The 26,342-nt window shown below is 36.9% G+C and carries 31 protein-coding genes and 2 pseudogenes; 31 read left to right on the top strand and 2 right to left on the bottom strand.

Going from position 1 to position 26,342, the window contains the following annotated elements; genetic code table 11:
• The first annotated feature begins 1 nt into the window (after window position 1).
• From Q326_RS0107705 to Q326_RS0107575, 28 genes and pseudogenes are all read left to right on the top strand, one after another.
• On the top strand, window positions 2-1,075 hold the full coding sequence (locus Q326_RS0107705; RefSeq protein WP_026894850.1) for a hypothetical protein: 1,074 nt from the start codon (window positions 2-4) through the stop codon (window positions 1,073-1,075).
• An 82-nt stretch (window positions 1,076-1,157) separates the two neighbouring features.
• Entirely contained in the window at window positions 1,158-1,574 is a 417-nt protein-coding gene (locus Q326_RS0107700; RefSeq protein ID WP_026894849.1) for a phage holin family protein, read from the top strand.
• Window positions 1,575-1,603: 29 nt separating this feature from the next.
• Window positions 1,604-2,293, top strand: a complete 690-nt coding sequence (locus tag Q326_RS0107695; protein WP_026894848.1) for an N-acetylmuramoyl-L-alanine amidase — start codon at window positions 1,604-1,606, stop codon at window positions 2,291-2,293.
• 138 nt (window positions 2,294-2,431) lie between these two features.
• Window positions 2,432-2,632: a hypothetical protein gene (locus tag Q326_RS0107690; RefSeq protein ID WP_026894847.1), complete on the top strand. Its 201-nt coding sequence runs from the start codon at window positions 2,432-2,434 to the stop codon at window positions 2,630-2,632.
• The gene (locus tag Q326_RS0107685; protein WP_026894846.1) at window positions 2,625-2,927 is read left to right on the top strand and encodes a hypothetical protein; all 303 of its coding nucleotides are present in this window, start codon (window positions 2,625-2,627) and stop codon (window positions 2,925-2,927) included. The genes Q326_RS0107690 and Q326_RS0107685 overlap by 8 nt, the downstream gene beginning before the upstream one ends.
• Entirely contained in the window at window positions 2,920-4,056 is a 1,137-nt protein-coding gene (locus Q326_RS0107680) for a DUF2800 domain-containing protein (protein WP_026894845.1), read from the top strand. The genes Q326_RS0107685 and Q326_RS0107680 overlap by 8 nt, the downstream gene beginning before the upstream one ends.
• 5 nt (window positions 4,057-4,061) lie before the next feature.
• Complete coding sequence (locus Q326_RS0107675) at window positions 4,062-4,613, top strand: DUF2815 family protein (RefSeq protein WP_026894844.1); 552 nt, start codon at window positions 4,062-4,064, stop codon at window positions 4,611-4,613.
• Between the two features lie 71 nt (window positions 4,614-4,684).
• Window positions 4,685-6,625: a DNA polymerase gene (locus Q326_RS0107670; RefSeq protein WP_026894843.1), complete on the top strand. Its 1,941-nt coding sequence runs from the start codon at window positions 4,685-4,687 to the stop codon at window positions 6,623-6,625.
• Window positions 6,626-6,682: 57 nt separating this feature from the next.
• Window positions 6,683-6,898, top strand: a complete 216-nt coding sequence (locus Q326_RS0107665) for an SHOCT domain-containing protein (RefSeq protein ID WP_026894842.1) — start codon at window positions 6,683-6,685, stop codon at window positions 6,896-6,898.
• A gap of 61 nt (window positions 6,899-6,959) precedes the next feature.
• Window positions 6,960-8,525, top strand: a complete 1,566-nt coding sequence (locus Q326_RS0107660) for a recombinase family protein (protein ID WP_026894841.1) — start codon at window positions 6,960-6,962, stop codon at window positions 8,523-8,525.
• Complete coding sequence (locus tag Q326_RS0107655) at window positions 8,526-8,942, top strand: recombinase (RefSeq protein WP_026894840.1); 417 nt, start codon at window positions 8,526-8,528, stop codon at window positions 8,940-8,942.
• A 1-nt stretch (window position 8,943) separates the two neighbouring features.
• A complete protein-coding gene (locus Q326_RS0107650) occupies window positions 8,944-10,506 on the top strand; it encodes a recombinase family protein (protein ID WP_026894839.1) in 1,563 nt (520 codons plus the stop codon).
• Window positions 10,507-10,728: 222 nt separating this feature from the next.
• Window positions 10,729-11,175, top strand: coding sequence for a MarR family winged helix-turn-helix transcriptional regulator (locus Q326_RS0107645; protein ID WP_034601572.1), 447 nt, complete (start codon window positions 10,729-10,731; stop codon window positions 11,173-11,175).
• Between the two features lie 14 nt (window positions 11,176-11,189).
• Window positions 11,190-12,080, top strand: coding sequence for a permease (locus Q326_RS0107640; RefSeq protein WP_026894837.1), 891 nt, complete (start codon window positions 11,190-11,192; stop codon window positions 12,078-12,080).
• Between the two features lie 40 nt (window positions 12,081-12,120).
• A complete protein-coding gene (locus Q326_RS18475) occupies window positions 12,121-12,285 on the top strand; it encodes a hypothetical protein (protein ID WP_156936270.1) in 165 nt (54 codons plus the stop codon).
• 61 nt (window positions 12,286-12,346) lie between these two features.
• Window positions 12,347-12,796 carry a C-GCAxxG-C-C family protein gene (locus tag Q326_RS0107630; protein WP_026894836.1) on the top strand — a complete coding sequence of 150 codons (450 nt, stop codon included), beginning with the start codon at window positions 12,347-12,349 and terminating at the stop codon, window positions 12,794-12,796.
• A 159-nt stretch (window positions 12,797-12,955) separates the two neighbouring features.
• Window positions 12,956-13,297, top strand: a complete 342-nt coding sequence (locus tag Q326_RS0107625) for an ArsR/SmtB family transcription factor (RefSeq protein WP_026894835.1) — start codon at window positions 12,956-12,958, stop codon at window positions 13,295-13,297.
• 69 nt (window positions 13,298-13,366) lie between these two features.
• Window positions 13,367-14,461 (top strand): ACR3 family arsenite efflux transporter, encoded by a 1,095-nt coding sequence (gene arsB, locus Q326_RS0107620; protein WP_026894834.1) that lies wholly within the window; start codon window positions 13,367-13,369, stop codon window positions 14,459-14,461.
• 1 nt (window position 14,462) lies between these two features.
• On the top strand, window positions 14,463-14,804 hold the full coding sequence (gene arsD / locus Q326_RS0107615; RefSeq protein WP_026894833.1) for an arsenite efflux transporter metallochaperone ArsD: 342 nt from the start codon (window positions 14,463-14,465) through the stop codon (window positions 14,802-14,804).
• A gap of 43 nt (window positions 14,805-14,847) precedes the next feature.
• Complete coding sequence (arsA, locus tag Q326_RS0107610; protein ID WP_026894832.1) at window positions 14,848-16,593, top strand: arsenical pump-driving ATPase; 1,746 nt, start codon at window positions 14,848-14,850, stop codon at window positions 16,591-16,593.
• A 58-nt stretch (window positions 16,594-16,651) separates the two neighbouring features.
• Complete coding sequence (locus Q326_RS0107605) at window positions 16,652-16,924, top strand: hypothetical protein (RefSeq protein ID WP_026894831.1); 273 nt, start codon at window positions 16,652-16,654, stop codon at window positions 16,922-16,924.
• 63 nt (window positions 16,925-16,987) lie between these two features.
• A pseudogene (locus Q326_RS16990) lies at window positions 16,988-17,161 on the top strand (arsenate reductase/protein-tyrosine-phosphatase family protein); the annotation flags it as partial.
• Between the two features lie 56 nt (window positions 17,162-17,217).
• Complete coding sequence (locus Q326_RS16985; RefSeq protein WP_431188263.1) at window positions 17,218-18,486, top strand: recombinase family protein; 1,269 nt, start codon at window positions 17,218-17,220, stop codon at window positions 18,484-18,486.
• 153 nt (window positions 18,487-18,639) lie between these two features.
• The gene (locus tag Q326_RS18195) at window positions 18,640-18,786 is read left to right on the top strand and encodes a DUF1413 domain-containing protein (protein ID WP_169733580.1); all 147 of its coding nucleotides are present in this window, start codon (window positions 18,640-18,642) and stop codon (window positions 18,784-18,786) included.
• Between the two features lie 133 nt (window positions 18,787-18,919).
• Window positions 18,920-19,288 (top strand): ArsR/SmtB family transcription factor, encoded by a 369-nt coding sequence (locus Q326_RS0107590; protein ID WP_003145044.1) that lies wholly within the window; start codon window positions 18,920-18,922, stop codon window positions 19,286-19,288.
• Window positions 19,289-19,433: 145 nt separating this feature from the next.
• A complete protein-coding gene (locus tag Q326_RS18765) occupies window positions 19,434-19,655 on the top strand; it encodes a cation transporter (RefSeq protein ID WP_003145146.1) in 222 nt (73 codons plus the stop codon).
• Window positions 19,656-19,670: 15 nt separating this feature from the next.
• Window positions 19,671-21,515, top strand: coding sequence for a heavy metal translocating P-type ATPase (locus Q326_RS0107580; RefSeq protein WP_026894830.1), 1,845 nt, complete (start codon window positions 19,671-19,673; stop codon window positions 21,513-21,515).
• A 143-nt stretch (window positions 21,516-21,658) separates the two neighbouring features.
• A complete protein-coding gene (locus Q326_RS0107575) occupies window positions 21,659-22,138 on the top strand; it encodes a Csac_0668 family 2Fe-2S cluster-binding (seleno)protein (RefSeq protein WP_026478197.1) in 480 nt (159 codons plus the stop codon).
• 506 nt (window positions 22,139-22,644) lie between these two features.
• Here the strand turns inward: Q326_RS0107575 and Q326_RS0107570 are convergent.
• Window positions 22,645-24,255 (bottom strand): potassium/proton antiporter, encoded by a 1,611-nt coding sequence (locus Q326_RS0107570; protein ID WP_245592072.1) that lies wholly within the window; start codon window positions 24,253-24,255, stop codon window positions 22,645-22,647.
• A gap of 59 nt (window positions 24,256-24,314) precedes the next feature.
• Window positions 24,315-24,530: a helix-turn-helix domain-containing protein gene (locus Q326_RS0107565; protein ID WP_026894828.1), complete on the bottom strand. Its 216-nt coding sequence runs from the start codon at window positions 24,528-24,530 to the stop codon at window positions 24,315-24,317.
• 159 nt (window positions 24,531-24,689) lie between these two features.
• Between Q326_RS0107565 and Q326_RS0107560 the strand changes: the two genes are divergently transcribed.
• From Q326_RS0107560 to Q326_RS16975, 3 genes and pseudogenes are all read left to right on the top strand, one after another.
• Complete coding sequence (locus Q326_RS0107560) at window positions 24,690-25,472, top strand: ParA family protein (protein WP_026894827.1); 783 nt, start codon at window positions 24,690-24,692, stop codon at window positions 25,470-25,472.
• Entirely contained in the window at window positions 25,465-26,061 is a 597-nt protein-coding gene (locus Q326_RS16980) for a ParB N-terminal domain-containing protein (RefSeq protein WP_051531299.1), read from the top strand. Before Q326_RS0107560 ends, Q326_RS16980 begins: the two co-directional genes overlap by 8 nt.
• Window positions 26,062-26,095: 34 nt before the next feature.
• Window positions 26,096-26,342: pseudogene (locus Q326_RS16975) on the top strand (IS21 family transposase); the annotation flags it as partial.

Below are 26,342 nucleotides of genomic sequence, written 5' to 3'. Positions count from 1 at the left end.
CATGAGCTATGATCATATTTTTAATAATACCCTTGCCATTTGGACAGCCTTTGGAGGACGTGGTGAAGTTCTCTTTACCATTCCAACCTTAAGCTGGTCCAAGAAGTACTATAACGACTTTGGCTACACCCAATATGGTAGTGAGAAGCAGATTAATGTCTATGATAATGGCAACGCACAAATCGCAGTTTATTACGCTAAGACCCCTTATATGTCCTACTGGAACAAGACTACAAAACAGTGGACAGTCGTCAGTGTTCCTTGGTGGAGCTATGGTCAACCAGAAATCCTTTATGCGGCGAATGGTGTCTTCTTAGCAAAAATTGTAGGGCTTGCAAATATTATTGCTTCTTTTGACGGCATTACTTGGTACAATTCGGGATACTGTGCTGGAGCCCAGAACGCCATGACCTGTGGGGCCTATGATATGGCTAGAGGCTCTGGTGTTGTCAGCTGGTGGTATTACAAATCACCCGTCTATTATAGCTTCGATTCTCTTGAGGAAAGGACCGCATGGACATTGGTCGGATCAGATGGAACTTCAGTACCCATCTTTAAATACCTGACTACCCATAAAGGAAACTTTGTCGGCGTTGTTGGCGGAGATAAATCCATTGCAAGGGCTAGTTCATCCAGCCCTGGTCTTTGGACTACCACGATTGCAGAAGATCTAAATGACACCCGGTATATGTTTATCAGATCAGTAAATGACGTCCTCTTTGTGATGAAGTTCAACTATACCAATGTTGGTGGCGAGTATACCTACTATGTGAAGCTCTGTGTGATGAGTGACGATGCGACTCAGATTACAGAGACCAATCTTTCCTGGGTCGGAGATCTTGCCAACAACAACATCCCAAATCCAAGAAATATCATCTGGATGGAGGACTGGGGTAAGTTTGCCCTTCTAAAAGAGAGTATGCTTTGCGTCTCCAATGATGGGCTGTATTGGGAGGGTGTTGAGCAGCCAGGCTTCACCACCAGTCAGTACGATACTTTCGATGGTGCCATATATATTCCTGGTGACGGATTCTATGCCAAAGCCAGTGGATATGTTTACTATGCTCCCTATTAATTTAGCCCATTTTTACCAGATTATGACGCCTTTGACTGGGCGTCTTTTTATATATAAATATTTATGAAAGAGAGGAAATTACATGAGAGATATTTGGACTTTTATTCAAATGGTCTTTGCCGCCATTGGTGGTTGGCTTGGCTGGTTTCTCGGAGGTTACGATGGATTTTTATATGCCCTGATCGCCTTTGTGGTGATTGACTATATTCTTGGAGTGATGTGTGCCATTTTGGAAAAGCATCTTTCCAGTGATGTTGGTGCTCAGGGCATCTTTAAGAAAGTTGTTATTTTTTCATTGGTAGGCATTGCTCATATTATTGATCAGAACATTATTGGAGATGGTGGAGTCATAAGAACCGCTGTTATCTTTTTTTACCTATCCAATGAAGGAATTAGCATTATAGAGAATTCAACAAGAATCGGACTTCCTGTACCAGAGAAACTTAAAGAGATTCTTGAACAGCTAAAAGACGGAGGTGATAAGGATGGTACTAAGTGACAACTGCCACCTTATAGGAGGGAAAAACAATGAACCTTAAAAAACTTATTTTTACAAAAAATGAATGTTATAAGGCAGGTAGAAAAATTAAACCGAGAGGCATTATGGTTCATAGCACTGGGGCCAACAATCCATATCTTCGTAGATATGTTGGACCGGATGATGGTCTCCTTGGAGAAAATAAATACAACAATCACTGGAACCAGTATAGACCAAGTGGTAGACAGGTCTGTGTCCACGCTTTTATAGGTAGGCTAAAGAATGGATCCATCGCGACGTATCAAACCTTGCCCTGGAATCATAGAGGCTGGCATGCAGGGGGCACAGCAAATAATAGTCATATAGGCTTTGAGATTTGCGAAGATAATCTGTCAGATGCTTCTTATTTCAAATCAGTCTATAAAGAAGCTACAGAGCTTTGTGTATACCTTTGTAAACGCTATAACTTAACTGAGAAGGATATCATTGGTCACTATGAAGGACATCAAAAGAAAATCGCCAGCAATCATGCTGACCCCAGTCACTGGTTTTCTAGACATGGTAAGAGCATGGATACTTTTAGAGCTGATGTTAAAAAGCTATTAATCTCTCAAGCTTCAGGATCTAAGAAACTCTACCGGGTTCAGATTGGAGCTTATAGCGTTAAATCAAATGCTGAGGCTATGCTAGCCAAGGCTAAAGCTGCAGGCTTTAAAGATGCCTTTATCAAAATCGAATAAGTAATCACTATACCCTTGGAGGTTTAAAAAACTTCTGAGGGTATTTTTTTTATTTTTAAAAACGTCAGATTTTCACTTCTCCTGTGGCTACTAGATAGAGGGGAGAGAATAAAGACCCTTCAGAAAGAGGCGATGTAAATGAAGCACAAGTTAAAAATTAGTGTTTCAAAAGAACAACAGACAGATGGCATTCTTACTTGTCGCAATGTCACCGTGAGGGAGCGCATTTTACGTTTTCTTCTTGGAGATAAACAGCGATTAACGATTCTGGTTCCTGGAGATGGTATTGAGGAACTTGCTATCTGTGAGACTATGAAAGGAGGAGAAGATATTGAGTAAAACAAAGCTACTGCTTGATGTGGTAGAGGATATGAGAGCACTTGCAGACAGCATAAAAGCAGTCTGTGATGTGGTGACAGAGCCTGAGACGCCTACAGCAAAGCCAGAAGGGACTAAAGAGCCTGAGATTTCACTGGAAGAAGTGCGGATGGTTCTTGCTGATAAGAGTCAAAGTGGCTTTACTGGTGAAGTGCGGGATATTATCAAGAAATACGGTGCTGATAAGCTAAGTGCTGTTGATAAGAAATTCTATGCTGACATTTTGAAAGCTGCGGAGGTTCTTGGTAATGGGTAATCACGCAATACTATCCGCATCTTCATCACATAGATGGCTTCGTTGCTTACCATCTGCAAGGCTTGAACTTGAATTTGAAAATACAAGTGGAGAAGCAGCAAAAGAAGGTACAGCAGCACATGAGCTTTCAGAGCACAAACTAAAAAATGCCCTGCGCATTAGTAGTAAGAGGCCTACATCTGAATACGACTGTGATGAGATGGAGAAATGCACAGATGACTACGTTTCCTTCATCATAGAGCAGGTGGAACTGGCAAGAAAGTCCTGTACAGATCCAATCGTTCTTATAGAAAAGCGACTTGATTTTTCTTGCTATGTTCCTGAGGGATTTGGAACAGGAGACTGTGTAATCATATCAGATGACAAGCTGCATATTATTGATTTTAAATATGGAAGAGGCGTACTTGTTGACGCACAGGACAACCCTCAGATGAAGTTATATGCTCTTGGCGCTCTTGAAATCTATGATAGTCTTTATGATATCAAAGAAGTTTCAATGACCATTTTTCAGCCAAGAAGAGAGAATGTGAGCACATGGACCGTTCCAGTAGATGAACTGAAAGAATGGGCGGAAAAAGAACTAAAACCTAAGGCTAAAAAAGCCTATGAAGGTGAAGGTGAATTTATCCCCGGTCCTTGGTGTACATTCTGCAGAGCATCTATAAGATGTCGTGCAAGAGCTGAAGAAAAACTGAAACTGGCACAGCTGGAGTTTAAGATGCCACCCCTGCTTACAGATAATGAAATAGAGGAAATCTTAAGCATAATTCCCGATCTTACGAAATGGGCAGGTGAAATAAATGCTTATGCTACAGATGCTGCAATTAACCACGGTAAAGAGTGGAGTGGCTTTAAAGTTGTAGAAGGGCGCTCGGTTCGCAAGTACAAAGATGAAAATGCCATCGCAAGAAAAGCTGAAGCAAGTGGATATAAGGATATTTACCGTAAGAGCCTTATCCCTTTGACTCAGATGCAAAAGCTCATGGGAAAAGCTAAGTTTGAGGATATTCTTGGAAGCCTCATCTATAAAGCACCAGGTAAGCCGACTTTGGTTCCTGTTTCAGATAAAAGGCAGGCAATAAAGGTAACGAACGCTAAAAATGAATTTAATGAAATTAAGGAGGATTAATCAATATGGCAAATAACACGAATAGAACAAAGGTAATTACAGGTATGAACACAAGACTTTCCTACTTCCATGGATGGGAGCCAGTATCTATTAATGGAGGTGCTGAAAAATACAGCGTATCTGTTCTTATTCCAAAAGACGATACGGAAACCATTAATGCAATAAATGCTGCCATCGATGCAGCTATTGAAGAAGGAATTGCTAAGTTTGGTGGGAAGAAGCCTAATAAAGCGGCCATTAAACTACCACTTCGAGATGGAGATGTCGAGCGTGATGATGAGGCCTATAAGAGACATTATTTCATCAACGCCAACAGCAAAACTGCACCGCAGATTGTAGATAAAAGCGTTAAACCTATTATAGATCGTGGTGAAGTATACAGCGGTTGCTATGGTAGGGTTTCACTTAACTTCTACGCTTTTAACTCAAACGGAAACAGGGGTGTGGCCTGCGGACTTGGAAACATCCAAAAGATTAAAGACGGCGAACCTCTTGGCGGAAAGACTTCTGCAGCAGATGACTTTACAACTCTTGCAGATGATGATTTCCTTGCCTAGCAGAATCAGTGACATTAAGGTGGTGGGAGCTTTCCTCTTCCACCTTTTTTCTTTTGAAATGGAGGTGCGCTATGAAGAATTTAGAAATTGATATTGAGACTTATTCATCTGAGAGTCTTCAAAAAAGTGGAGTATATCGCTATGTAGAGGCGGATGATTTTGAAATACTTCTGTTTGCTTATTCAGTTGATGGCGGAGAAGTTCAGGTGATTGATTTAGCAGCAGGAGAAAAGATACCCACGAATATTATAGATGCCTTAGGGAATCAGAATGTTATTAAATGGGCCTTTAACGCACAGTTTGAAAGAATATGTCTTTCGAGATATTTAGGATATCCTTCTGGGTCTTATCTAAGTCCCTTATCTTGGAAGTGCTCAATGGTATGGTCAGCTTATATGGGCCTTCCGCTTTCTCTAGAAGGTGTAGGTGCTGTTCTTGGACTTGAAAAGCAAAAGTTAAAAGAAGGTAAAGACTTGATAAGGTATTTCTGTATTCCATGTAAGCCTACAAAATCAAATGGAGGAAGAACTAGGAATCTTCCAAGTGATGACAAAGAAAAGTGGCAAGCTTTCAAGAATTATAACAAGAGAGACGTTGAGACAGAAATGCTTATTCAAGAGAGGCTTATTAAATTTCCAGTACCAGAGGAAGTATGGAATGAATACCATCTTGACCAGACAATCAATGATAGAGGCATCAGGGTAGATATGGACTTTGTAAAACAGGCCATTTTCATGGATGAGATTTCTAATGATAGTTTGATGGGGGTAATGAAGCGATTGACGGGCCTTGAGAATCCCAACTCGGTACAGCAGATGAAGGACTGGCTTTCTATAAATGGCCTTCAGACGGATAGTCTTGGGAAAAAAGCTGTGGCAGAACTATTAGAAGATGCGCCAGACCATTTGGCTGAAGTTCTTAAACTCCGACAACAGCTTGCAAAGTCGTCTGTTAAGAAATATGTAGCTATGGAAAATGTAGTCTGTAGTGATTCCAGAGCCAGAGGAATGTTCCAGTTTTATGGAGCTAATAGAACCGGTCGCTTTGCAGGTAGGCTTGTGCAATTACAAAACCTTCCTCAGAACCACATGCCAGACTTAAAAGAGGCACGAGCTGTAGTTAAGGGTGGTGATTATGAAACGCTTGAAATGTTATATGAAGATATTCCAGACACTCTTTCACAGCTTATCCGTACAGCCTTTGTACCAGATAAGGGAAAGAAATTCATCGTTGCTGACTTTTCTGCTATTGAAGCTCGGGTCCTTTCATGGCTTGCTGGGGAAACCTGGAGGAGTAAAGTATTTGAAAGTGGTGGTGATATCTACTGTGCATCGGCATCACAGATGTTTAAGGTTCCAGTTGAAAAGCATGGTGTAAACTCAGAGTTAAGACAGAAGGGTAAGATCGCAGAACTGGCCCTTGGATATGGTGGATCAGTGGGAGCATTAAAAGCAATGGGTGCCTTAGACATGGGCCTTTTAGAAGAAGAACTAAAACCTCTTGTAAATGCCTGGAGAGGATCCAATCCAAATATCGTAAAGTTCTGGTGGGATGTGGATAGGGCAGTTAAGAAATGTGTTAAAGAAAAGAGGTCTCAGAAGATATATGGTATGGAGATTCATAATATTAGTGGAATGATCTTTATTGTTCTTCCATCTGGAAGACGCCTTTCATATGTCAAACCTCGTATCGGTGAGAACAAGTTTGGCGGGGAGTCAGTGACTTATGAAGGAGTAGGTGGGACAAAGAAATGGGAGCGTATTGAAAGCTATGGACCAAAGTTTGTAGAAAATATTGTTCAGGCAATTTCACGCGATATTTTAATGTATGCCATGAAGACACTAGGCACCTATAGAATAGTGGCTCATGTACATGATGAAGTGATTATTGAAGTAGATCCCCAATTGTCAGTAGAGAGCATTTGCAATCAGATGGGAAAAGTTCCTTCTTGGGCACCTGGACTTATCTTAAGTGCAGATGGTTATGAATGCGATTTTTATAAAAAAGATTAGGTAAATCATCAGATTTTGCCTCCTGCCATGGCTACCAGGTAGGAGGTGTTTTTTTTTATGAAAATCACAAAAGTGAAAGATGGGTGCCCCATTAAATTTGAAACCGAGAAGATAACAGAAGAACAGCTGCAAAATGAATATGATTTTTATATGGCAGAAAGCCTTATATGCATGCTTTTTAAAGAAGACAAAATTTCAGAGGATGAACTAAGAAAAATATCGGCATTAAATAGGCAAAAGTTCTCGCCAAAATTATCCGAACTAATGTCATAAAAGCCTTGATATAACTGGGCTCTTGAGTGATATATGTAATGAAAGGAAGTGGGGTGAGATAGTGAAAAAGGTAACAAGAATAGATGGCATGTCAAACCCTAGGTTCTCAAATAATAAGCTTAGAGTAGCAGCCTATGCCAGGGTTTCAACAGATAGTGATGAGCAGCTGGAAAGTTTAAAAGCACAGCGGGAACACTATGAAAACTACATTGAGACCAATCCGGAGTGGGAATTTGCAGGCTTATATTTTGATGAAGGGATATCTGGAACTAAGAAAGAAAAGCGGCCAGAGCTTCTTCGTATGATCCGCGACTCAGAAAATGGCAGGATTGATTTTATCATCACTAAATCCATCAGCCGATTTGCTAGAAACACCATGGATTGTCTTGAACTGGTCAGAAAGCTTATAGATATTGATGTCTATGTATATTTTGAGAAAGAAAATCTAAACACGGGTGATATGGAAGGTGAATTGATGCTTTCGATTTTATCCGGATTTGCTGCAGAAGAGTCTGCATCCATTTCACAGAACATGACATGGTCAATCCAAAGAAAGTTTCAAAATGGCTCTTATATTAATGGAAGCCCACCTTATGGCTATGCCAATGTAAATGGCAATATGGTTATTGTTCCAGAAGAAGCTGAGATTGTTAAACGTATTTTTTCAGAGTGTTTATCAGGTAAAGGTGGAAATTTAATTGCAAAAGGTCTTAATAAGGATAAGATTCCTGCTAAGAGAGGAAATCACTGGAGCTCAGGGACCATTATTGAAATGCTAAGAAATGAAAAATACAAAGGCGATGTACTTTTCCAAAAAACCTACACAGATGGAAGTTATAATCGACATCCTAATAAGGGCGAGAAAGACCAGTACTATTGTAAGAACCACCATGAAGCCATTATCAGTAAAGAGGTTTTTTCTAAGGCACAGAAACTTATAAGTCAAAGAAGAAAAAGCCGGAGTAAGAATACCAAAAGCAAGGCTTATCAAAACAGATATGCCTTAAGCGGCAGGATCATTTGCGGAGAGTGTGGATCTAAGTTTAAAAGAAGAACAAACTATTCTGCTGGCAGAAGCTATATAGCCTGGAGCTGCAAAGGGCATATTGAAGACAAAAATAGCTGTTCCATGTTATTCATAAGGGATGGAGAGATAAAGGCAACCTTCGCAACTATGATGAACAAGTTAGCCTTTAGTAGAAAAATAATACTGGAACCTCTTTATAAGACCCTAAGTCAAATAGATGAGAAAAGCGATCTTGAAAGAGTTGCTGTTATAGATAAGAGGTTAGAGCAATTAACTGAAGAGCGTAACACTCTGATTGGACTAATGACAAAAGGATTTCTAGAGCCAGTGCTTTTTAACAAAGAAAAGAATGCTCTAGAGATAGAAATAAATAGTCTTACTACAGAAAAAACAAACCTGGTCATGTCATTTACAGATGGCACATCACAAGCAGATGAAGTAAAAGAGCTTCTTGATTATGTGTCAGGAAAAGCATTTATTGGTGAGTACACTGAAGAAGCATTTGAAAAGTACGTTGAAAATATCATTGTGAATACAAGAGATGAACTAACATTTAAACTGAAATGTGGACTTTCTCTGAAAGAGGAGGTGGTGAGATAAATGGCTTATATAGCTTATGGTTACGAGATGATAGATGGCGTTATAACTGTTGATGAAGAAAAAGCAAATCAAGTTAGAGTGTTCTTTGAAAACTACATTTCAGGACTTTCCTTAGCTGTAGCCGGAGAGCAAGCAGGTATTGAAAAGACACATTCTTCAATGGGGCTTATTTTAAAGAATGTTAACTATCTCGGAAATGATGTCTATCCAGCAATTATCGATAAAGAAAGCTTTGATAAAGCTGAAGAAGTTAGGCAAAAGCGAGCAAAGGACTTAGGGAGAATTGTAGAGCTTGCAGCTTTTACATCTCCAACGCCAATCGAAAGATTCAAGATGAAAAAAGCAGATACCAAGCTTCCAGACGATCCTGTTCTTCGAGCTGAGTACCTGTACAGTCTGATAGAAAGTGAGGTTTAAGATGGCAGAAAAAAATATAACTATAATTCCAGCCCGCAAAAGAGTTGGAAGTTCAGCCGCAAAAGAAAAAATTAAAAAACTGCGTGTTGCTGCCTACTGCCGCGTTTCTACAGAAACAGAAGAACAGAACTCAAGCTATGAGGTGCAGGTAGCGCACTATACAGAATTTATAAAGAAAAATGATGAATGGGAATTTGCAGGCATCTTTGCAGATGATGGTATTTCAGGAACGAATACAAAAAGGCGGGAAGAATTTAACCGCATGATTGAAGAATGCATGGAAGGTAATATAGACCTGGTCATTACGAAGTCTATCAGCCGATTTGCCCGTAATACTCTGGACTGCTTAAAATACATTAGGCAGCTTAAGGAGAAAAACATATCCGTATATTTTGAAAAGGAAAATATTAATACAATGGATGCTAAGGGAGAGGTACTAATAACAATTATGGCATCTTTAGCACAGCAAGAAAGCCAGAGCCTTTCACAGAACGTTAAGCTGGGCCTTCAATATAGGTATCAGCAGGGAAAAGTTCAAGTCAATCACAAGCGCTTTATGGGATACACAAAAGATGAAGAAGGCAACCTAATCATTGAGCCCAAAGAAGCTAAAATAATAAAACGTATATATAAGGAATACCTTGAAGGCGAAAGCCTAGCTGGTATTGGCAGAAATCTAGAGAGGGATGGGATTTTAACAGGAGCAGGAAAACCCAGGTGGCGACCGGAGACAATAAAGAAGATTCTTAAAAATGAAAAATACATGGGTGATGCTCTTTTACAAAAGACTGTTACTGTAGACTTTCTCACGAAAGAACGCGTCAAAAATGAAGGCCATGCGCCTCAGTATTATGTTGAGAATAGCCATGAAGGGATTATTTCAAAAGAGATTTATTTACAGGCACAAGAAGAACTTCATCGAAGGAATAATATCTACACAGGAGCTGATAAAAACAAAAGACTTTATAGCAGCAAATATGCCCTAAGCACCATAACCTTCTGCGGGGATTGCGGTGACATTTACAGGCGTGTCTATTGGAATATTCGGGGCAGAAAAGAGTTTGTCTGGAGGTGTGTTACAAGAATTGAGCAAGGCCCTGAGGTGTGTAAGAACCGAACGGTAAAAGAAGCTGAATTATATGATGCAGTAATGACTGCCATTAACAGATTGCTTGCCGGTGGGGACAACATGATAAGAATACTGGAAGAGAATATACATGCGATAATCGGTGATACCACGGAATATAAGATTTCAGAGATTAATACCTTGCTAGAAGAAAAGCAGAAAGAACTAATCAGCCTTGCTAATAAGGGAAAAGATTTTGAATCCCTTGCAGATGAGATTGAAGAGTTACGTGAAAAGCGTCAGACCCTTCTTGTGGAAGATGCATCCTTAAGTGGTGAGAATGAGCGAATCAACGAACTGATAGAATTTATCCGCACCAATAAATATCGGACCTTACTATATGATGATACCCTTGTAAGGAAGATCATCCAAAATGTTACGGTGTATGATGACCAATTTGTAATATGCTTTAAATCAGGTATTGAAATTAAAGTATGATAAATGGACTCCAATAGCCCATGACTCTAGTAATACATCAAATCCGCTTTATGGATGCAACGGAGATGAAGTGTAATGTTTTACAATAAAGAATTAGCTGGCTTGGATAAATGATCTGAGTCAGCTTTTTTTAATCGTTTATAAATAAATAGTTGACAGCGGAAACTAAATACATTAAAATAATAGTTGACAATGGAAACTAAAAGAGTTGGGAGGACTATAATGAATAAAGACATTCCAGATATTCACGATTTATTACAAGACTTATCATGGTACTTTGGGAACCAGGGATTTGATGGCGAATGCTGTGAAGACTTATCTTTAGTTGAGTATATGGCATTAAAGAAGTCACATGACGCAAAAAATATAACAATACAGGAGTTAGGCGTTTCACTTAATATCACTAAAAGTGGGATTAGTAAAATTGTAGATCGACTTGAGAAAAAACTTTACGTATCTAGACATCAATCTTCATCTGATGGTAGGGTATGCTGTGTTTTACCGACAGAAAAAGGAAATAATGCGATACACAAAATATCCAACCGTTACAGTGAATATCTACAGGAGATATTAGGAGAGATAGACGAAGCATCATTACAAAATATCAAGAAAACGCTGGAACTGCTTTATAAAGCTATACGAGATAAAGGCTTCATAAAATCTAATTAAGGGAGGGAAAAGTATTGAACACATTAATTGAAACAATCAAGTATTTTCTATTTATCACATTTGAATTAACCGTGTTGTTTTTAGGAATAAGCACAATTGTTGCTTTAGTTCTAATGTACCTACCAGATGAAAAAATAAAAAAATGGATGGCAGGGAAAGGTGTTTTAGGTAATATTGTTGGGGCCATATTTGGCTCACTGACTCCCTTTTGTGCTTGTTCAACTATTCCTATGACACTTGGATTCCTAAAGATTGGAATCCAATTCGGCGTTGTAATGTCATTTGTAATTGCATCACCACTATTAAATCCTATCATTATAGCAATGATGGCTGCACTGATGGGAATAAAAATTACAGTGATTTATTTTTTAGTGACATTTATCGGAGCTGTTATATTTGGGGTTCTACTGGAGAAGACTGGAGGAGCCAATCTTGTTAAAAATGTAAGATTAAAGTCAGGGAATCATGATGAAAAAGAAGAAATACCCAGCGTTTTCTCAAAAAAGGTAAAAGTCTCATTTATGAAGGCTTGGGATGATTTTAGAGGCGTCTTAATATACTTGCTAATTGGTGTCGGAGTCGGTGCTGCTATATACGGTTATCTTCCAGAAGAGTTTGTACTAAGAATAGCCGGACCAGATAATCCACTAGCCATTCCAATAGCAGCTATTATAGGTGTTCCATTATATATTCGTGCTGAGTCAGCTATACCAATTGGGTTGGCATTGATGCAAAAAGGAATGAGTACAGGTGCTGTAATAGCATTGATTATTGGTGGAGCAGGGATGGCTATACCTGAAATGAGCATGCTTGCAGGAATCTTTAAGAAAAAACTGGTTGGTGCGGTTGTTTCCGTTATCTTCTTGACTGCAGTAGTTGGTGGATTTATTTTTAATTTAATTTAATAAAGATAGAAAGACAAAAATTTGAAAGGAGAATGTTAAAATGAAAAATGAAGAAAAAAAGAAGGGCATACTCGGAGGTTTGTTTACCAAGAAAGAAAAAGGTGGATGCTGTGATATCGAGCTGGAGGAGGTTGCAGAAGATATGGATGAAAAGATTAAGGAAAATGAAGGATCAAAGAAAGATAACAACTCATGTTGCGGTTAAACAACGATAACAGGCACTTGAATGTTTTTAGTACGATAATAAACAAAATTGGAGGGATTAAATGAATAAGGAAGTTGATTTTAATAGAGTTCGAAAGATAGCAGAAGGTTATTATCGTGATGGAGACTTCTATTGTTCTGAAGCCATTGTTAAAACCATAAGAGATGAGTTTCAGTTACCTGTATCTGACGATATCATTGCAGCAGCATCTGGATTCCCAGTAGGAATGGGAGGATCGGGGTGTACCTGCGGTGCGGTTACTGGAGGAATCATGGCTATTGGACTTATATTTGGCAGGACTGAGGCTAAGGATGAAAAGGTTAATAAAACGATGGCTCTTGCAAATGAGCTTCATGATCTTTTTAGAACACGTCATAAAACTTTATGTTGCAGAATATTAACTAAAAATATGGAGCTTGGTTCCCCTGAACATATGGATCAATGTATTTCATTTACCGGAGAGGTTGCAGAGGAGACGGCTAGAATAATTGTTAGAGAGTTGGATAAGTAATAAAAATTTTAAATACAATAACACACAAAAGGCTATTGACGGGACAGTCTTTTGTGTGTTATTGTATATGAGTAAAGGCTCATATACAGATTTAGTTCTATATTTTTTAGTACGCATATGAGTAAATGAGCATATAATAATAAACAGGAGGTGAAAACTATGGTAGAAATATTTAAGGCTTTAGCAGAAGAAAGTAGGCTTCGTATCTTGTCGATTCTATTAGAGAACGATATGTGCGTATGTGAACTTGAAAATTGTCTTGGATTAAAACAATCGAACATATCACGTCATTTATCTGCGCTAAAAAATTCCGGTTTATTGGATAGCTACAAGCAGGCGCAATGGGCATTTTATAAAATAAATAAAGAGTTTATTCAGGAACATCAGCAGCTATGGTTGTATCTTGAAAAGAAATTAAAAGAGTTACCAAGCTTTCAGGAAGATTATGCGAGAATGCAAAAGTGTAAATCAGAAAACATATGTAATATTTCAGTATTATGAGATTTATATGAAGATTTGAATAAGAACTATAAAATATATCCTGGACAAGGAATTTAAGGAGTGATTATTATGAGCGATAAAAAAGCAACAGGGATAGGTTTTTTTGAAAAGTACCTAACATTATGGGTAGTACTATGTATGGTAGTGGGGATATTGATAGGAAAATTTACACCGGCAATACCAGAATTTCTAGGGCAGTTTGAATATGCAAACGTATCAATACCTATTGCGATCCTTATTTGGATTATGATTTATCCAATGATGATGAAGGTTGATTTTAAAAGCGTTAAAAACGTCGGGAAAGATCCAAAGGGACTGTATGTAACGTGGGTAGTAAACTGGCTTATTAAGCCGTTTACCATGTTTGGAATAGCGTCGTTCTTCTTTTTCGTTGTATTTAAAGCGATTATTCCTGCAGATTTGGCCAAAGATTATTTAGCAGGTGCTGTTTTGCTAGGCGCGGCACCATGTACTGCGATGGTATTTGTATGGAGTCATCTGACAAAAGGTAATCCAGCATATACAGTCGTTCAGGTTGCTACAAACGATTTAATCATACTAATTGCATTTACACCGATTGTGGCATTTTTATTAGGTGTTAGCGGTGTTAAAGTGCCATGGGATACCCTTATTTTATCCGTTGTGTTATTTGTGGTAATACCTCTTGTTGCAGGCGTCTTGACGCGTATCTCAGTTATTAAAAATAAAGGAGAGGAATATTTTACTAAATCTTTCATCCCTAAGTTTAATAATATTACAGTTGCCGGATTGCTTTTAACACTGATTATAATATTTTCTTTCCAAGGAGATGTAATACTTGAAAATCCATTGCACATCTTATTGATTGCAATTCCACTAACGATTCAGACGTTCTTAATTTTCTTTATAGCTTACTTGGCATCAAGAGCATTGAAACTGCAACATAATGTAGCAGCTCCTGCAGGAATGATTGGAGCATCAAATTTCTTTGAACTTTCAGTTGCGGTTGCCATAGCATTATTTGGCCCGACTTCTCCAGTTGCATTGGCAACAATAGTTGGAGTCCTAGTTGAAGTGCCAGTTATGCTAACCCTTGTTAAAATTGCTAATAATACAAGACATTGGTTTCCACAGCCATCGGCTGAAACAATAAAAAATAAAATAATAACAGAAGGAGATGTTTAATATGAAAAAGATAACAATATATGAACCTGCCATGTGTTGCCCGACTGGCCTCTGCGGAGTTAGCGTTGACCCTGAGCTATTAAGAATTTCGACTGTATCGAACAACTTAAAGAAGAAAGGCATAGAAATTGAGCGACACAATTTAACGAACTCACCGATGAAGTTTATGACCAACAAAACAGTCAACAAAATGATTAATGAAAAAGGTGTCGATGAATTGCCGTTCACTCTTGTAGATGAAGAAGTGGCAATTGTTGGTAGGTATCCAACGAATCAGGAAATTGCAGATTTTCTTAATATTTCTGTTGATTCCTTTGATGAAGAGCCAACGACAGACAAATAAAAATGGGTAACAAGCAAATAATTTTTATAGGAGGCAGAATTTAATGACTAAAGATTTTAATCCGCAAAATATCAATTTGACAAAATATATGTTTTATACAGGGAAAGGTGGAGTCGGAAAGACTTCCACTGCTTGTGCTACAGCCGTTACTCTTGCTGATAGTGGCAAGAAGGTACTTTTAATAAGTACTGATCCAGCATCTAATTTACAAGATGTTTTTAATACTGAACTTAATAACAAAGGTGTTTCAATTAAAGAGGTACCAAACCTTGTTGTTGCAAATCTTGATCCGGTTCAGGCAGCAACAGAATACAGAGAGACTGTAATAGGGCCATATAGAGGCAAGCTTCCAGATGCTGTACTAAATAATATGGAGGAACAACTTTCAGGTTCCTGCACTGTTGAAATTGCAGCGTTTAATGAGTTTTCCAAATTCATCACTGATGAGGAGATTCAAACAAAATATGATAACATCATTTTTGATACGGCACCTACGGGACATACGCTTAGAATGTTACAACTTCCTTCTGCATGGGACAATTTTATTAGTGAGAACACCCACGGTGCATCCTGTTTAGGCCAGCTTTCAGGGCTTGAAAGCCAGAAAGAGGTTTATAAAAAGGCTGTTGCAACCTTGGCTGATGGAGCACTAACAACTCTCGTGTTGGTTTCACGTCCAGAAACAGCACCATTAACAGAAGCGGAAAGAGCATCAGTTGAGCTTGCAGATATTGGTGTAAAAAATCAAATGTTGATTATAAATGGTGTTATGACATCTCATGATGACAAAATATCAGAAAGTTTATTTCAGAAGCAGCAAAAGGCCCTTTCTGATATGCCAGAAAAATTGAAACCAATAGATACCTATTTGGTGCCGTTAAGAGGATATAATGTTACAGGAGTTGAAAATATAAGGTCATTGTTAATTAAAGATAACTTAACAGTAAGTGATGAAATAATCAAGGCACATTCAATCCCTGGACTTAAGGACGTTATTGAGGATCTTCACAACAGTAATAAGAAAGTTATTTTTGCGATGGGTAAAGGCGGTGTAGGAAAAACAACAATCGCTGCTGCCATTGCTTTAGGACTATCTGAGAAAGGTAAAAAAGTCCATTTGACTACAACTGACCCTGCTGCCCATCTAAAATATGTCATTGCCGAAACCGAGGGCATCAGCATGAGCCATATTGATGAGCAAGCTGAGCTTAAAAAGTATCAAGAAGAAGTACTTTCCAAGGCTAGAGAAACCATGTCTGATGATGATTTAGCTTATGTTGAAGAGGATTTAAGATCACCTTGTACACAGGAAATTGCGGTATTTAGAGCGTTTGCTGAAATAGTAGAAAAAGCTGAAAACGAGGTGGTAGTCATTGATACAGCTCCTACAGGACATACACTTCTGTTGCTGGAATCCACCCAAAGCTACAATCAGGAAATCGAACGTTCAAAGGGGGACATCCCGGAGTCCGCAAAAAAACTGTTGCCTAGACTTCATAATGCTGATGAGACAGAAGTTATTATTGTAACTCTGCCAGAAGCTACACCGGTTTACGAAGCAATGCGATTAGAAGAAGACTTGAGACGTGCTGGAATTAATAATAAATGGTGGATCATTAACTCATCACTATACCAGACAGGAACAACAAATCAGATGCTTTCAGCAAAGGCAAGCAATGAGATTGAATGGATGAACAAGGTTGACGCACATGCAAATGGAAACTTTGCCGTAATCCCTTGGAATCCTGATGAAATAAAAGGTGAAAGCTTAAAAGCTTTGTTAGACTAAGAATAAGGGTTTTAAGTGTTTGAAAAAATGAATAATAAAAATATTGGAGGTAATGAAAATGAAAATTACAGACGAAGCAAAAAAAATGCTTGAAGAGGTATTCGCTTCAAATGATTGTGACTGCTTAAAAGCTATGATGCAAAAATCATGTTGCGGAACTTCTCTTGTATTAAACTTGGCAAAACTAGAGGCTGGCGATGAACCTACTTCTATCAATGGTATTTCAGTACTAATGGAAGATGAAGTAAAGGAACGGGCCGAAACTGTAACAATAACAGTGGAGAATGGAGAACTAGCGATTCAAGATGAGACAGCATCAGGTTGTTGCTAATGTCTTATCTTAAGTAGTATAAACAATTTTAGACAAAAAAATGAGAAGAGGTGAAAAGTGATTATGAATAATAGACCAAAGGTTGCTTTCATTTGTGTTCACAACTCATGTCGCAGCCAAATTGCTGAAGCGTTAGGTAAATATTACGCATCTGATATATTTGATAGTTATTCTGCTGGAACTGAAGCAAAACCTCAAATTAATCAGGATGCTGTGCGGTTAATGAAAGAAATATATGGAAGCGTGACGAATTTAATCGTATGATTGCAGAGTGTATGGATGGTAACATCGACATGGTTATTACTAAATCCATCAGCCGATTTGCACGTAACACCCTAGACTGCCTTCAATATATTAGACAGCTCAAGGATAAGAACATATCCGTTTATTTTGAAAAAGAGAACATCAACACCATGGATGCCAAAGGTGAGGTTTTACTAACCATTATGGCCTCTTTAGCACAACAGGAAAGCCAGAGCCTTTCACAAAACGTTAAGCTTGGGCTACAGTACCGATACCAACAAGGAAAGGTACAGGTCAACCACAAACGGTTTATGGGCTACACCAAAGATGAAGATGGCAACTTAGTCATTGTTCCCGAGGAAGCTGAGATTATTAAACGCATCTACCGAGAATACCTTGAAGGTCAGAGCCTAGTGGGCATTGGTCGAGGTCTTGAAAAGGATGGTATTTTAACAGCAGCAGGAAAACCAAGATGGCGACCAGAATCAGTTAAAAAAATCCTCCAAAATGAAAAATACATCGGAGATGCCCTTCTGCAAAAGACTGTTACGGTAGATTTTCTAACCAAGAAACGAGTGAAGAACGAAGGGCATCTTCCCCAGTATTATGTAGAAAATAGCCATGAGGCCATCATTCCAAAGGAGCTTTATTTGCAGGCTCAGGAAGAGCTTCATCGCAGAAACAATATCTACACGGGCGCAGACAAAAGCAAAAGAATTTACAGTAGCAAATACGCTTTGAGTGCCATCACCTTCTGTGGAGATTGTGGCGATATTTATAGGAGAACCTATTGGAATATTCATGGCAGAAAAGAATTTGTTTGGCGATGCGTTACAAGAATTGAACAAGGCCCCGAAGTATGTAAGAACCGAACAGCAAAAGAAGGTGATCTATATGATGCCGTTATGACAGCCATTAATAGGTTACTTGCCGGTGGAGATAACATGATTAGAACACTGGAAGAAAATATTCATGCAGTAATCGGTGACACTACAGAGTATCAAATTTCAGAACTTAACAGCTTGCTTGAAGAAAATCAGAAAGAACTAATCAGCCTAGCCAATAAGGGAAAAGACTATGAATCCCTTGCAGATGAGATTGATGAGCTGCGTGAAAAACGTCAGACACTCCTTATTGAAGATGCATCCTTGAGTGGTGAGAATGAGAGAATCAACGAGCTGATAGAATTTATCCGCAATAACAAATACCGTACTCTGAGATATGATGATACCCTAGTAAGGAAGATTATCCAGAATGTTAGTGTTTATGATGACCACTTTGTAATATGCTTTAAATCTGGAATTGAAATGGAAGTATGATTTAATACTAATATAAACCGTCAATTAAGAGTTAGGTTCTCTTGATTGGCGGTTTTTGCATTGACTTTTACATGATTTATACATGTGATATTATCAAAAATGTTGTTTATAAGGTTATTGATAAGGAGTTGACCACATGAGTGATGTAATAAGCTGTTAGATGAAGCTATTAAAGAAATCGAAAACTTGTACGAAGGTGAAGTCTTTATTTTTAAGGATTTGTTTAAAGGATATGTATGGAACAGGATACCGAGAAAGGATGGTACTAATGTCTTAGTAGATGTTTTTGAGATATTTTAAATAATATAAAAAACACTTGAATAAATGCTCATATAACTATTGACACAAGAGAAAAACAATAATATAATAAATATACAACGTATGGATGCTTGTTCAAGTATTCAGATGAAATGATTTAAAAAGAGGTGATAATATGACTAAAAAATTTAATTCAATTGAAAGATGTGACTGCAATGTAATTCATGAGGATATTGTAAATCAAGTTAGAGATAAAATGCCTCAAGAAGAAAGCCTTTATGATCTAGCAGAATTATTTAAAGTATTTGGAGATTCAACACGAATCAGGATATTATGGGCTTTACATGAAGCTGAAATGTGTGTTTGTGATATCGCTGTATTACTTAACATGACACAATCAGCAATTTCCCATCAGCTGAGAGTCTTAAAACAAGCTAATTTAGTGAAAAACAGAAAAGAAGGCAAAGTAGTATATTATTCATTAGTTGATGATCATGTAAGAGAAATATTTGACCAAGGTCTAATTCATATCAACGAGAAGTAGTAATGCGGTAGAATAGAATATTTTTTGAAGATATTTGGGCATATATTTAAGTCTTCATTTCAAATGAGCAATGCTTCAAGAAAATTTGAAAAAGACTTGTAGTATTCAAAATAAAATTACAAATAATATTTAGGAGGATTTAATAATGAAAAAGAAATTTATACTTGAAGGTTTAGATTGTGCAAATTGCGCGGCAAAAATGGAAAAGGCTATTAATGAGCTTGATGGAGTGAAAGAAGCTACTGTTAACTTTATGACCACAAAACTCGTTATTGATGGTGAGGATGAAAAAATGCCAACAATAATAGCAGAGGCCGAAAAAATAGTTAAAAAAATCGAACCCGATACAACTATGAAAAAGGCTTAAAGGAGGCTATTTAGTATGACAAAACGACTATGGCGAATAATTATTGGTGCAGCCGTGTTAGCTACAGCAGTATTGCTTAATTTAAATAACGAATGGTTACAGATTGCTCTCTTTATAATAAGTTACATTATTGTAGGTGGAGATGTTGTAAAAAGAGCTGTAAAAAATATTTTTAAAGGTCAAGTTTTCGATGAAAACTTTTTAATGAGTATTGCAACAATTGGTGCATTTTTTATTGGTGAGTATCCTGAAGGTGTTGCAGTTATGCTGTTTTATCAAGTTGGAGAACTGTTTCAAAGCTATGCAGTTGGCAAGTCGAGAAAGTCAATTGCAAGCCTTATGGATATTCGACCAGATTATGCAAATGTTAAAAAAGGTGATGAACTTGTCAAAGTTGACCCAGATGAAGTACAAATTGGAGATATTATTGTAATTAAAGCAGGAGAAAAAATTCCTCTTGATGGCAAGGTAATTGAGGGAAGTTCAATGATTGATACATCGGCACTAACAGGCGAATCTGTTCCTCGTGAAGTAGAAGTTGGAAGTGATATCCTAAGTGGGTGCATCAACATTAATGGGGTTATTACAGCAGAGGTTACCAAGGAATTTGGAGAATCTACTGTAAGTAAAATTCTTGATTTAGTTGAAAATGCAAGTAGTAAAAAATCCAATTCAGAACAATTTATTACGAAATTTGCGAGATATTATACACCGGTTGTGGTTATAATTGCAGTTTTTCTAGCTATTATACCGCCTCTTGTTATAGACGGGGCGACTTTTAGTGATTGGATATATAGAGCACTAGCATTCCTTGTGGTATCCTGTCCGTGTGCTTTAGTTATTTCAATTCCTTTGAGTTTCTTCGGTGGAATAGGTGGAGCCTCAAAAAAAGGTATTTTAGTCAAGGGTAGTAACTATTTAGAGGCATTAGCAGAAACTGAAATTGTTGTTTTTGATAAAACTGGAACACTAACGAAAGGTGTATTTAATGTACAGGAAATTCATCCAGAAGGAGTTTCCAAAGAAGAGCTACTAGAATTAACTGCATATGTGGAAAGCTATTCCAATCATCCGATTTCACTTTCACTGAAACGTGCATATAGCAAAGAAATAGACAATGGACGTATTTCAGATGTAGAAGAGATATCAGGTCATGGTGTTATTGCAACAGTAGATGGCAAAAAGGTTATGGCAGGAAATATCAAACTTATGAAAATGATGGATATCCCTTATTTCAAGGGAGAGCTGATCGGTACTGTTGTACATGTTGCTGTTAATAACAAATATATAGGTTACATTGTAATTGCCGATGAGGTAAAGGAAGATTCAGCACAAGCAATCAAGGAACTTAAGGCAGCTAATATTAAACAAACAGTTATGTTGACAGGTGATAATAAAAGTGTTGGTTCAAAAGTTGCTAAAGAGCTTGGTCTTGATAAGGTTTATGCAGAACTGTTGCCAGCAGACAAAGTTGAAAAACTAGAAGAATTATTTTCGCAAAAATCTAAAAAAGGTAAACTTGCTTTTGTTGGTGACGGAATCAATGATGCACCTGTATTAGCTCGTGCAGACAGTGGAATAGCAATGGGTGGTTTAGGTTCTGATGCGGCCATTGAAGCTGCTGATATTGTAATTATGACTGATGAGCCATCGAAAATTGCTACTGCAATGAAGATTTCTAAAAAGACACTAAAAATTGCACATCAAAACATAGTATTTGCAATTGGAATAAAAATAATTGTTCTTATTTTGAGTGCTTTTGGAATAACTACTATGTGGGCAGCTATATTTGCAGATGTAGGTGTAACTATCATTGCAGTATTAAATGCTTTTAGAGCTTTGAATGTAAAGAATCTATAAACTATTTTTCCTATTCACCCCTTGAATGATACCGATAATTGACGATACAATCAAGGGGTATTTTTTAATTTAAAAACTATAAATGAAAATTGGTTGGGATTTACCTTGAATTAAATGGTTTTAAAGATATGGAGGTTATGTAATTGAAAGTTATTGATGAATGTTGCTGTGAATGTATCACACAAAATTTAAATAGAACAAAGGAGAGTTGCCCTGTCTGTAATAATGAAGGAGTAACAGTTAGTAGGATAACCGTTGAACACTTGGTGACAGATGATTATCGTAATGCCGTTGATGGAGATCAATATAAGATATGCATGAATGAGGACTGCGACGTTATTTACTATAACTTAGATAAAGAAATAAAATTCTTAAAAGACCAAGTTAGGGTTCCTATCTGGTTTAAGAAAGATGCAGATCCTAAGTATGCTTGTTATTGCAGCAAAGTCACAGAAGATCAGGTAATTGAAGCAGTTGTAAAGCATGGTGCGAAAACCGTTAAAGAAGTAAATGCCATAACTGGAGCAATGAAAAATTCGCTTTGTAAGGAAAACAATCCTTTGGGGGTATGTTGTCATAAGATTATTCAGGAAGCCATTGATAAGGGATTAACCATGAAATGATTTGAGTTGATATGTTCTCACGAACAGACAAAACCGTTGATATCTTCCCACAAACGAGAGCCAATGTTGGATATGTTTCCAACTACGAGTGTGGATATGTTCCCCTTAACCATAGGGGTTGAGAACGCAGTTTTGATAGCTATCAAGGCAACTCGAAACATGTAGAGACGGTGGTACGACTACAACGCCAGAACCCTTGATTTTACTGGAGTTCAAGCACTTTTATGACTTCTTCAGTTTCAGTAAAAATAGCGAAAATTACCACCAAAAAGACCTAAAAAATAGTATCAAAATCAAAATCGCAATATGACCTGGTACGTGGGAACACGTCTATCGATAGTAGGTTAAGTGGTTTGAAAATAAAAAAATAGGTAGCAAAAAATCCTGAATTCTTGTAATCGAGTTCAGGATTTTTTGCCCATTTAATCGTTAATTTTTTTAATATCATGTTGTTTTATAAAGCTTAAAGAGATTTAAATACCTATACATATATATATGAGTTCAAATCAATCAAATTTATTGATTAGAACTAGCTTATCATCCTCATTGATAACTGTATTACCGTTAGGTACAATTATATCATTCCCGCGCTTAATTATTGCAATCAAACTATTTGAATCAATTTTTATTGAGTGTACCTGCTTTTGTTTCCAATCATGATCATTATTTATTGTAATTTCATTTACTTCTACGTTGATAGAATCTTGATACCCAGGGGCAGCGATTAGTACAATGTCACCGTATTCAATAGGAGTATTCCCATTAGGAATAATTGCTGTATTCATTTTAATAATTGTCACAACTAACATCTGTGGCGGTAATTCCAACTCTTTTATCCGGAGAGATATCCAAGGATGGCTATGAGAAATAGGTAGACGAATCAACTGGATTGCATTTTCTTCTTGGTAGTCGGTAAAAGTTTTTAACACGTCACCATCTTCATCAATCATCTTCAATTTCTTTGCAACATAGGGTAAGAGTGTTCCTTGAAAAGCAATTGAGAATAAGACGATAGAAAATACAATATGAAAAATATCATTCTTTAAATAAGCTGGATTTACAGTTGCAATGATAGCAAAAACAATAGAAGACGCTCCTCTGATTCCTGCGAATGAAACTAATGCTATTTGATTCAAATTGCATTTCAACGGTTTTAATATTGTAAAAATAGCGAGAGGTCTTGCTATGAATGTCAAGAAAAGGGTTATAAAAAACGCAACAAACATGATTTGAGGCATTTGGGAAGGAAATGCCAGTAACCCTAAAAGGAAAAAAATACATATTTGTACAAGACCGGTAAGTCCATCAAAAAAATTTATAAGAACCCGTTTATTCTTAAATGAGTGATTACCGATGATGATGCCAAAAATATAAGTACTTAAGTATCCATTACCACCTATTTTTTCAGGTAAGGAGAAAGATAATAAAACCATACCGACAAAGTAAATTATTTCTAATCCATTAAATCTTAAGTTGAAATTTTTATATAGTTTAATCGTAACATATGACAAAACAAGAGCACATAAACCCCCAATAAGAAATTGCCCTGGAACGACATAGATATATTTTCCATATGCTGTAGACCCATTCATTATGTCTAAAATTATGATTGTTAGCATATACGCAGTAGGGTCATTGCTTCCACTCTCTAATTCTAGCATTGGAGAAGTTTGATTTTTTAAAGCAAGTTTCTTAGATTTTAAAATGGAAAAAACAGAGGCTGCATCAGTAGAACTTATTACAGCGCCAATAAGAAAACTTTCAAGTAATTCTATATGGAGGACAAAGTAACAAAAAAAGCCAACGAGAAGAGCAGTTAATAAAACGCCAATGGAAGACAAAAGCAGAGACTTTATTGCCACTGGTTTGGCTGTTTTCCATCTAGTACCAAAGCCACCATAGAACATAATAAAAATAAGCGCAGTTGAAGAAATCGCTTCGGCTAAGTGATAATTATCAAATTGAATTTGTACAATGCCATCTGAACCAAAAAATAATCCGAGTCCTATAAATAAGAGCAGACTAGGGATACCAATTTTCTGTGAAAATTTATTGCTAATTATAGATAAAATAATAACTATTGAAGAAACAAAAAGAATATTTAGAATGATAATCACCCCTTTCTTAAAATTTAAGTGAAATAAGAACTTTGAATTTTTTACCTCTTTAGAAGTATTCAGAACTTTTCCCCATTCTTATCAATAAAATAACTCTCAAAATCACAATCTAAAGCTTCAGCAATCGCTTCTAATTCTTTCATAGAGAAGTTATCTCTTTTGAACTTATTTGCCATGTTCTGATTTGTGGTGCCAAGTCTTTTGCTAAGTTCTATTATCGTTACATTCTTTCTTTTTAGTAAAATACGAATTTTTTCACCCATCGTTAATTTCATTAATTATCACCTACCTAAGTTAAATAATACACCTGTTAGTGAATATCTGCAATGGTTTTTGAAGAGTTTAGAAAAGTAAAATAAGTGAAGCATTGATTATGTTAATCGATAAATGTATTATCACATTATAAAGTGAATAATAGAAAGGAGAGAAAAATTATGAGTAAAATTATAGCTGTTGCTTCACAAAAAGGTGGAGTAGCCAAAAGTACCACATGCAGGAATGTTGCAACAATATTAGCAAAGGAGGGTTACAAGGTACTTGCAATCGATACGGACAATCAAGCATCCATGACTGACTGTTTTGGTATTGAAAAGCCGGAAACACTTAAAACGACACTATATCATTTGATGATGGCTGTTATGAATGAAGATGATCTTCCGCCAAAAGAGAGCTACATACTAAACAGTGATGGAGTGGATGTCATCCCTAGTAGTATTGAAATGTCAGCCATTGAAATGAACTTGGTCAGCACTATGAGTAGGGAATATGTCTTAAAAACAATTACAGAAAAGCTCAGATCAGATTATGACTACATCATTGTTGATTCAGCACCATCTTTAGGCTTAATGACATTAAATGTACTAGCTGCTTGTGACAGTGTATTGATTCCTGCAACACCGGAGTACCTATCAGTAAAAGGATTGGAGTTATTGCTTCAAACAATTATGAAGATAAAGCGTCGTATAAATCCAAGGATTACTTTTGAAGGCATTCTGCTAACCATGTTTGACGAAAGAACTAATCTATCTAAGAACATGATTGAAATGGTGGATGAAGCTTACGGTGAACATATCAAAGTGTTTGATATTAGAATTCCCAAGTCAGTAAAAGTTGGAGAAGCCAATCTTCAAAGTAAATGTATTGTAGATTATATGCCAACAAATAAAGCTGCTATTGCATATCAGGAACTAGTAAAGGAGTTGATTTATAATGGATAAAACAAAAATGAAAAAAGTTGAAACCTTTGCCTCAATATTTGGTGAAGATCATAGTGAAGTGCCATCTGAAAAAACAGATGGCACTACGTCATTAAAGCTTAACGATCTTATCCCTTTTAGAAATCATCCATTCAAGCTTTATGAAGGAGACCGATTCAATGACATGGTGGAGAGTATCAAAAACTATGGCGTGATTGTTCCCATAGTTGTAAGAAAAAAGGATGATAAGTATGAAATCTTATCTGGGCACAACAGAGTTAATGCAGCTAAAGAAGCCGGGTTAACTGAGATTCCAACGGTAATTAAAGAAGGACTCACAGAAGAAGAAGCGACACTAATTGTAACTGAAACAAACTTAATGCAACGTTCTTTTTCGGAACTTGCTTACTCTGAAAGAGCCACAGTTATTGCGACTAGACATACAGCTATGAAAAATCAAGGCGTAAGAAATGATCTGTTAGATGAGATTGAAAAGTTATCGAAAGCTCCTGATTTGTCAGCTGATTCAACTTTTCGCCCATTGGGTGTTTATGATATCCTAAAAGTACCCCAAATTCTAATTGAAAATTCCCCTAGAGGAAATATATAATAACCCTATGGCAATTCATAGGGGAGGCAAGGGGATGATCAATTTAATGGACAAACAGAAAATAATAATAGCTAGTTTTTTAGATGGTAAATCTCAGTGGGAAATACATAGAGAAACTGGATTTGCTAGAAAGACAATTAGAAAGTATATTAATGAATATGAAGAAAATAAAGTGAAACTTTTAGAAGGAGATGGAGATAAGTTAATTCTGACTGAAGATATTGTAGCTCCACCTAAATATGATATAAGTAATAGAAAGAAAATAAAGCTAACACAAGAAA

Source organism: Clostridiisalibacter paucivorans DSM 22131, assembly GCF_000620125.1.
Lineage (GTDB): Bacteria > Bacillota > Clostridia > Tissierellales > Clostridiisalibacteraceae > Clostridiisalibacter > Clostridiisalibacter paucivorans.
Note: the sequence above shows the minus strand (reverse complement) of the source record. Positions and strands in the feature narration are given on the sequence as shown.

Excerpts from the sequence above, each read along its gene's own strand:
- Q326_RS0107705 (WP_026894850.1), top strand. The coding sequence starts at position 2 with ATGAGCTATGATCATATTTTTAATAATACCCTTGCCATTTGGACAGCC.
- Q326_RS0107700 (WP_026894849.1), top strand. The coding sequence starts at position 1,158 with ATGAGAGATATTTGGACTTTTATTCAAATGGTCTTTGCCGCCATTGGT.
- Q326_RS0107695 (WP_026894848.1), top strand. The coding sequence starts at position 1,604 with ATGAACCTTAAAAAACTTATTTTTACAAAAAATGAATGTTATAAGGCA.
- Q326_RS0107690 (WP_026894847.1), top strand. The coding sequence starts at position 2,432 with ATGAAGCACAAGTTAAAAATTAGTGTTTCAAAAGAACAACAGACAGAT.
- Q326_RS0107680 (WP_026894845.1), top strand. The coding sequence starts at position 2,920 with ATGGGTAATCACGCAATACTATCCGCATCTTCATCACATAGATGGCTT.
- Q326_RS0107675 (WP_026894844.1), top strand. The coding sequence starts at position 4,062 with ATGGCAAATAACACGAATAGAACAAAGGTAATTACAGGTATGAACACA.
- Q326_RS0107670 (WP_026894843.1), top strand. The coding sequence starts at position 4,685 with ATGAAGAATTTAGAAATTGATATTGAGACTTATTCATCTGAGAGTCTT.
- Q326_RS0107665 (WP_026894842.1), top strand. The coding sequence starts at position 6,683 with ATGAAAATCACAAAAGTGAAAGATGGGTGCCCCATTAAATTTGAAACC.
- Q326_RS0107655 (WP_026894840.1), top strand. The coding sequence starts at position 8,526 with ATGGCTTATATAGCTTATGGTTACGAGATGATAGATGGCGTTATAACT.
- Q326_RS0107650 (WP_026894839.1), top strand. The coding sequence starts at position 8,944 with ATGGCAGAAAAAAATATAACTATAATTCCAGCCCGCAAAAGAGTTGGA.
- Q326_RS0107645 (WP_034601572.1), top strand. The coding sequence starts at position 10,729 with ATGAATAAAGACATTCCAGATATTCACGATTTATTACAAGACTTATCA.
- Q326_RS18475 (WP_156936270.1), top strand. The coding sequence starts at position 12,121 with ATGAAAAATGAAGAAAAAAAGAAGGGCATACTCGGAGGTTTGTTTACC.
- Q326_RS0107630 (WP_026894836.1), top strand. The coding sequence starts at position 12,347 with ATGAATAAGGAAGTTGATTTTAATAGAGTTCGAAAGATAGCAGAAGGT.
- Q326_RS0107625 (WP_026894835.1), top strand. The coding sequence starts at position 12,956 with ATGGTAGAAATATTTAAGGCTTTAGCAGAAGAAAGTAGGCTTCGTATC.
- arsB (WP_026894834.1), top strand. The coding sequence starts at position 13,367 with ATGAGCGATAAAAAAGCAACAGGGATAGGTTTTTTTGAAAAGTACCTA.
- arsD (WP_026894833.1), top strand. The coding sequence starts at position 14,463 with ATGAAAAAGATAACAATATATGAACCTGCCATGTGTTGCCCGACTGGC.
- arsA (WP_026894832.1), top strand. The coding sequence starts at position 14,848 with ATGACTAAAGATTTTAATCCGCAAAATATCAATTTGACAAAATATATG.
- Q326_RS0107605 (WP_026894831.1), top strand. The coding sequence starts at position 16,652 with ATGAAAATTACAGACGAAGCAAAAAAAATGCTTGAAGAGGTATTCGCT.
- Q326_RS16985 (WP_431188263.1), top strand. The coding sequence starts at position 17,218 with ATGGTTATTACTAAATCCATCAGCCGATTTGCACGTAACACCCTAGAC.
- Q326_RS0107590 (WP_003145044.1), top strand. The coding sequence starts at position 18,920 with ATGACTAAAAAATTTAATTCAATTGAAAGATGTGACTGCAATGTAATT.
- Q326_RS18765 (WP_003145146.1), top strand. The coding sequence starts at position 19,434 with ATGAAAAAGAAATTTATACTTGAAGGTTTAGATTGTGCAAATTGCGCG.
- Q326_RS0107580 (WP_026894830.1), top strand. The coding sequence starts at position 19,671 with ATGACAAAACGACTATGGCGAATAATTATTGGTGCAGCCGTGTTAGCT.
- Q326_RS0107565 (WP_026894828.1), bottom strand. The coding sequence starts at position 24,530 with ATGAAATTAACGATGGGTGAAAAAATTCGTATTTTACTAAAAAGAAAG.
- Q326_RS0107560 (WP_026894827.1), top strand. The coding sequence starts at position 24,690 with ATGAGTAAAATTATAGCTGTTGCTTCACAAAAAGGTGGAGTAGCCAAA.
- Q326_RS16980 (WP_051531299.1), top strand. The coding sequence starts at position 25,465 with ATGGATAAAACAAAAATGAAAAAAGTTGAAACCTTTGCCTCAATATTT.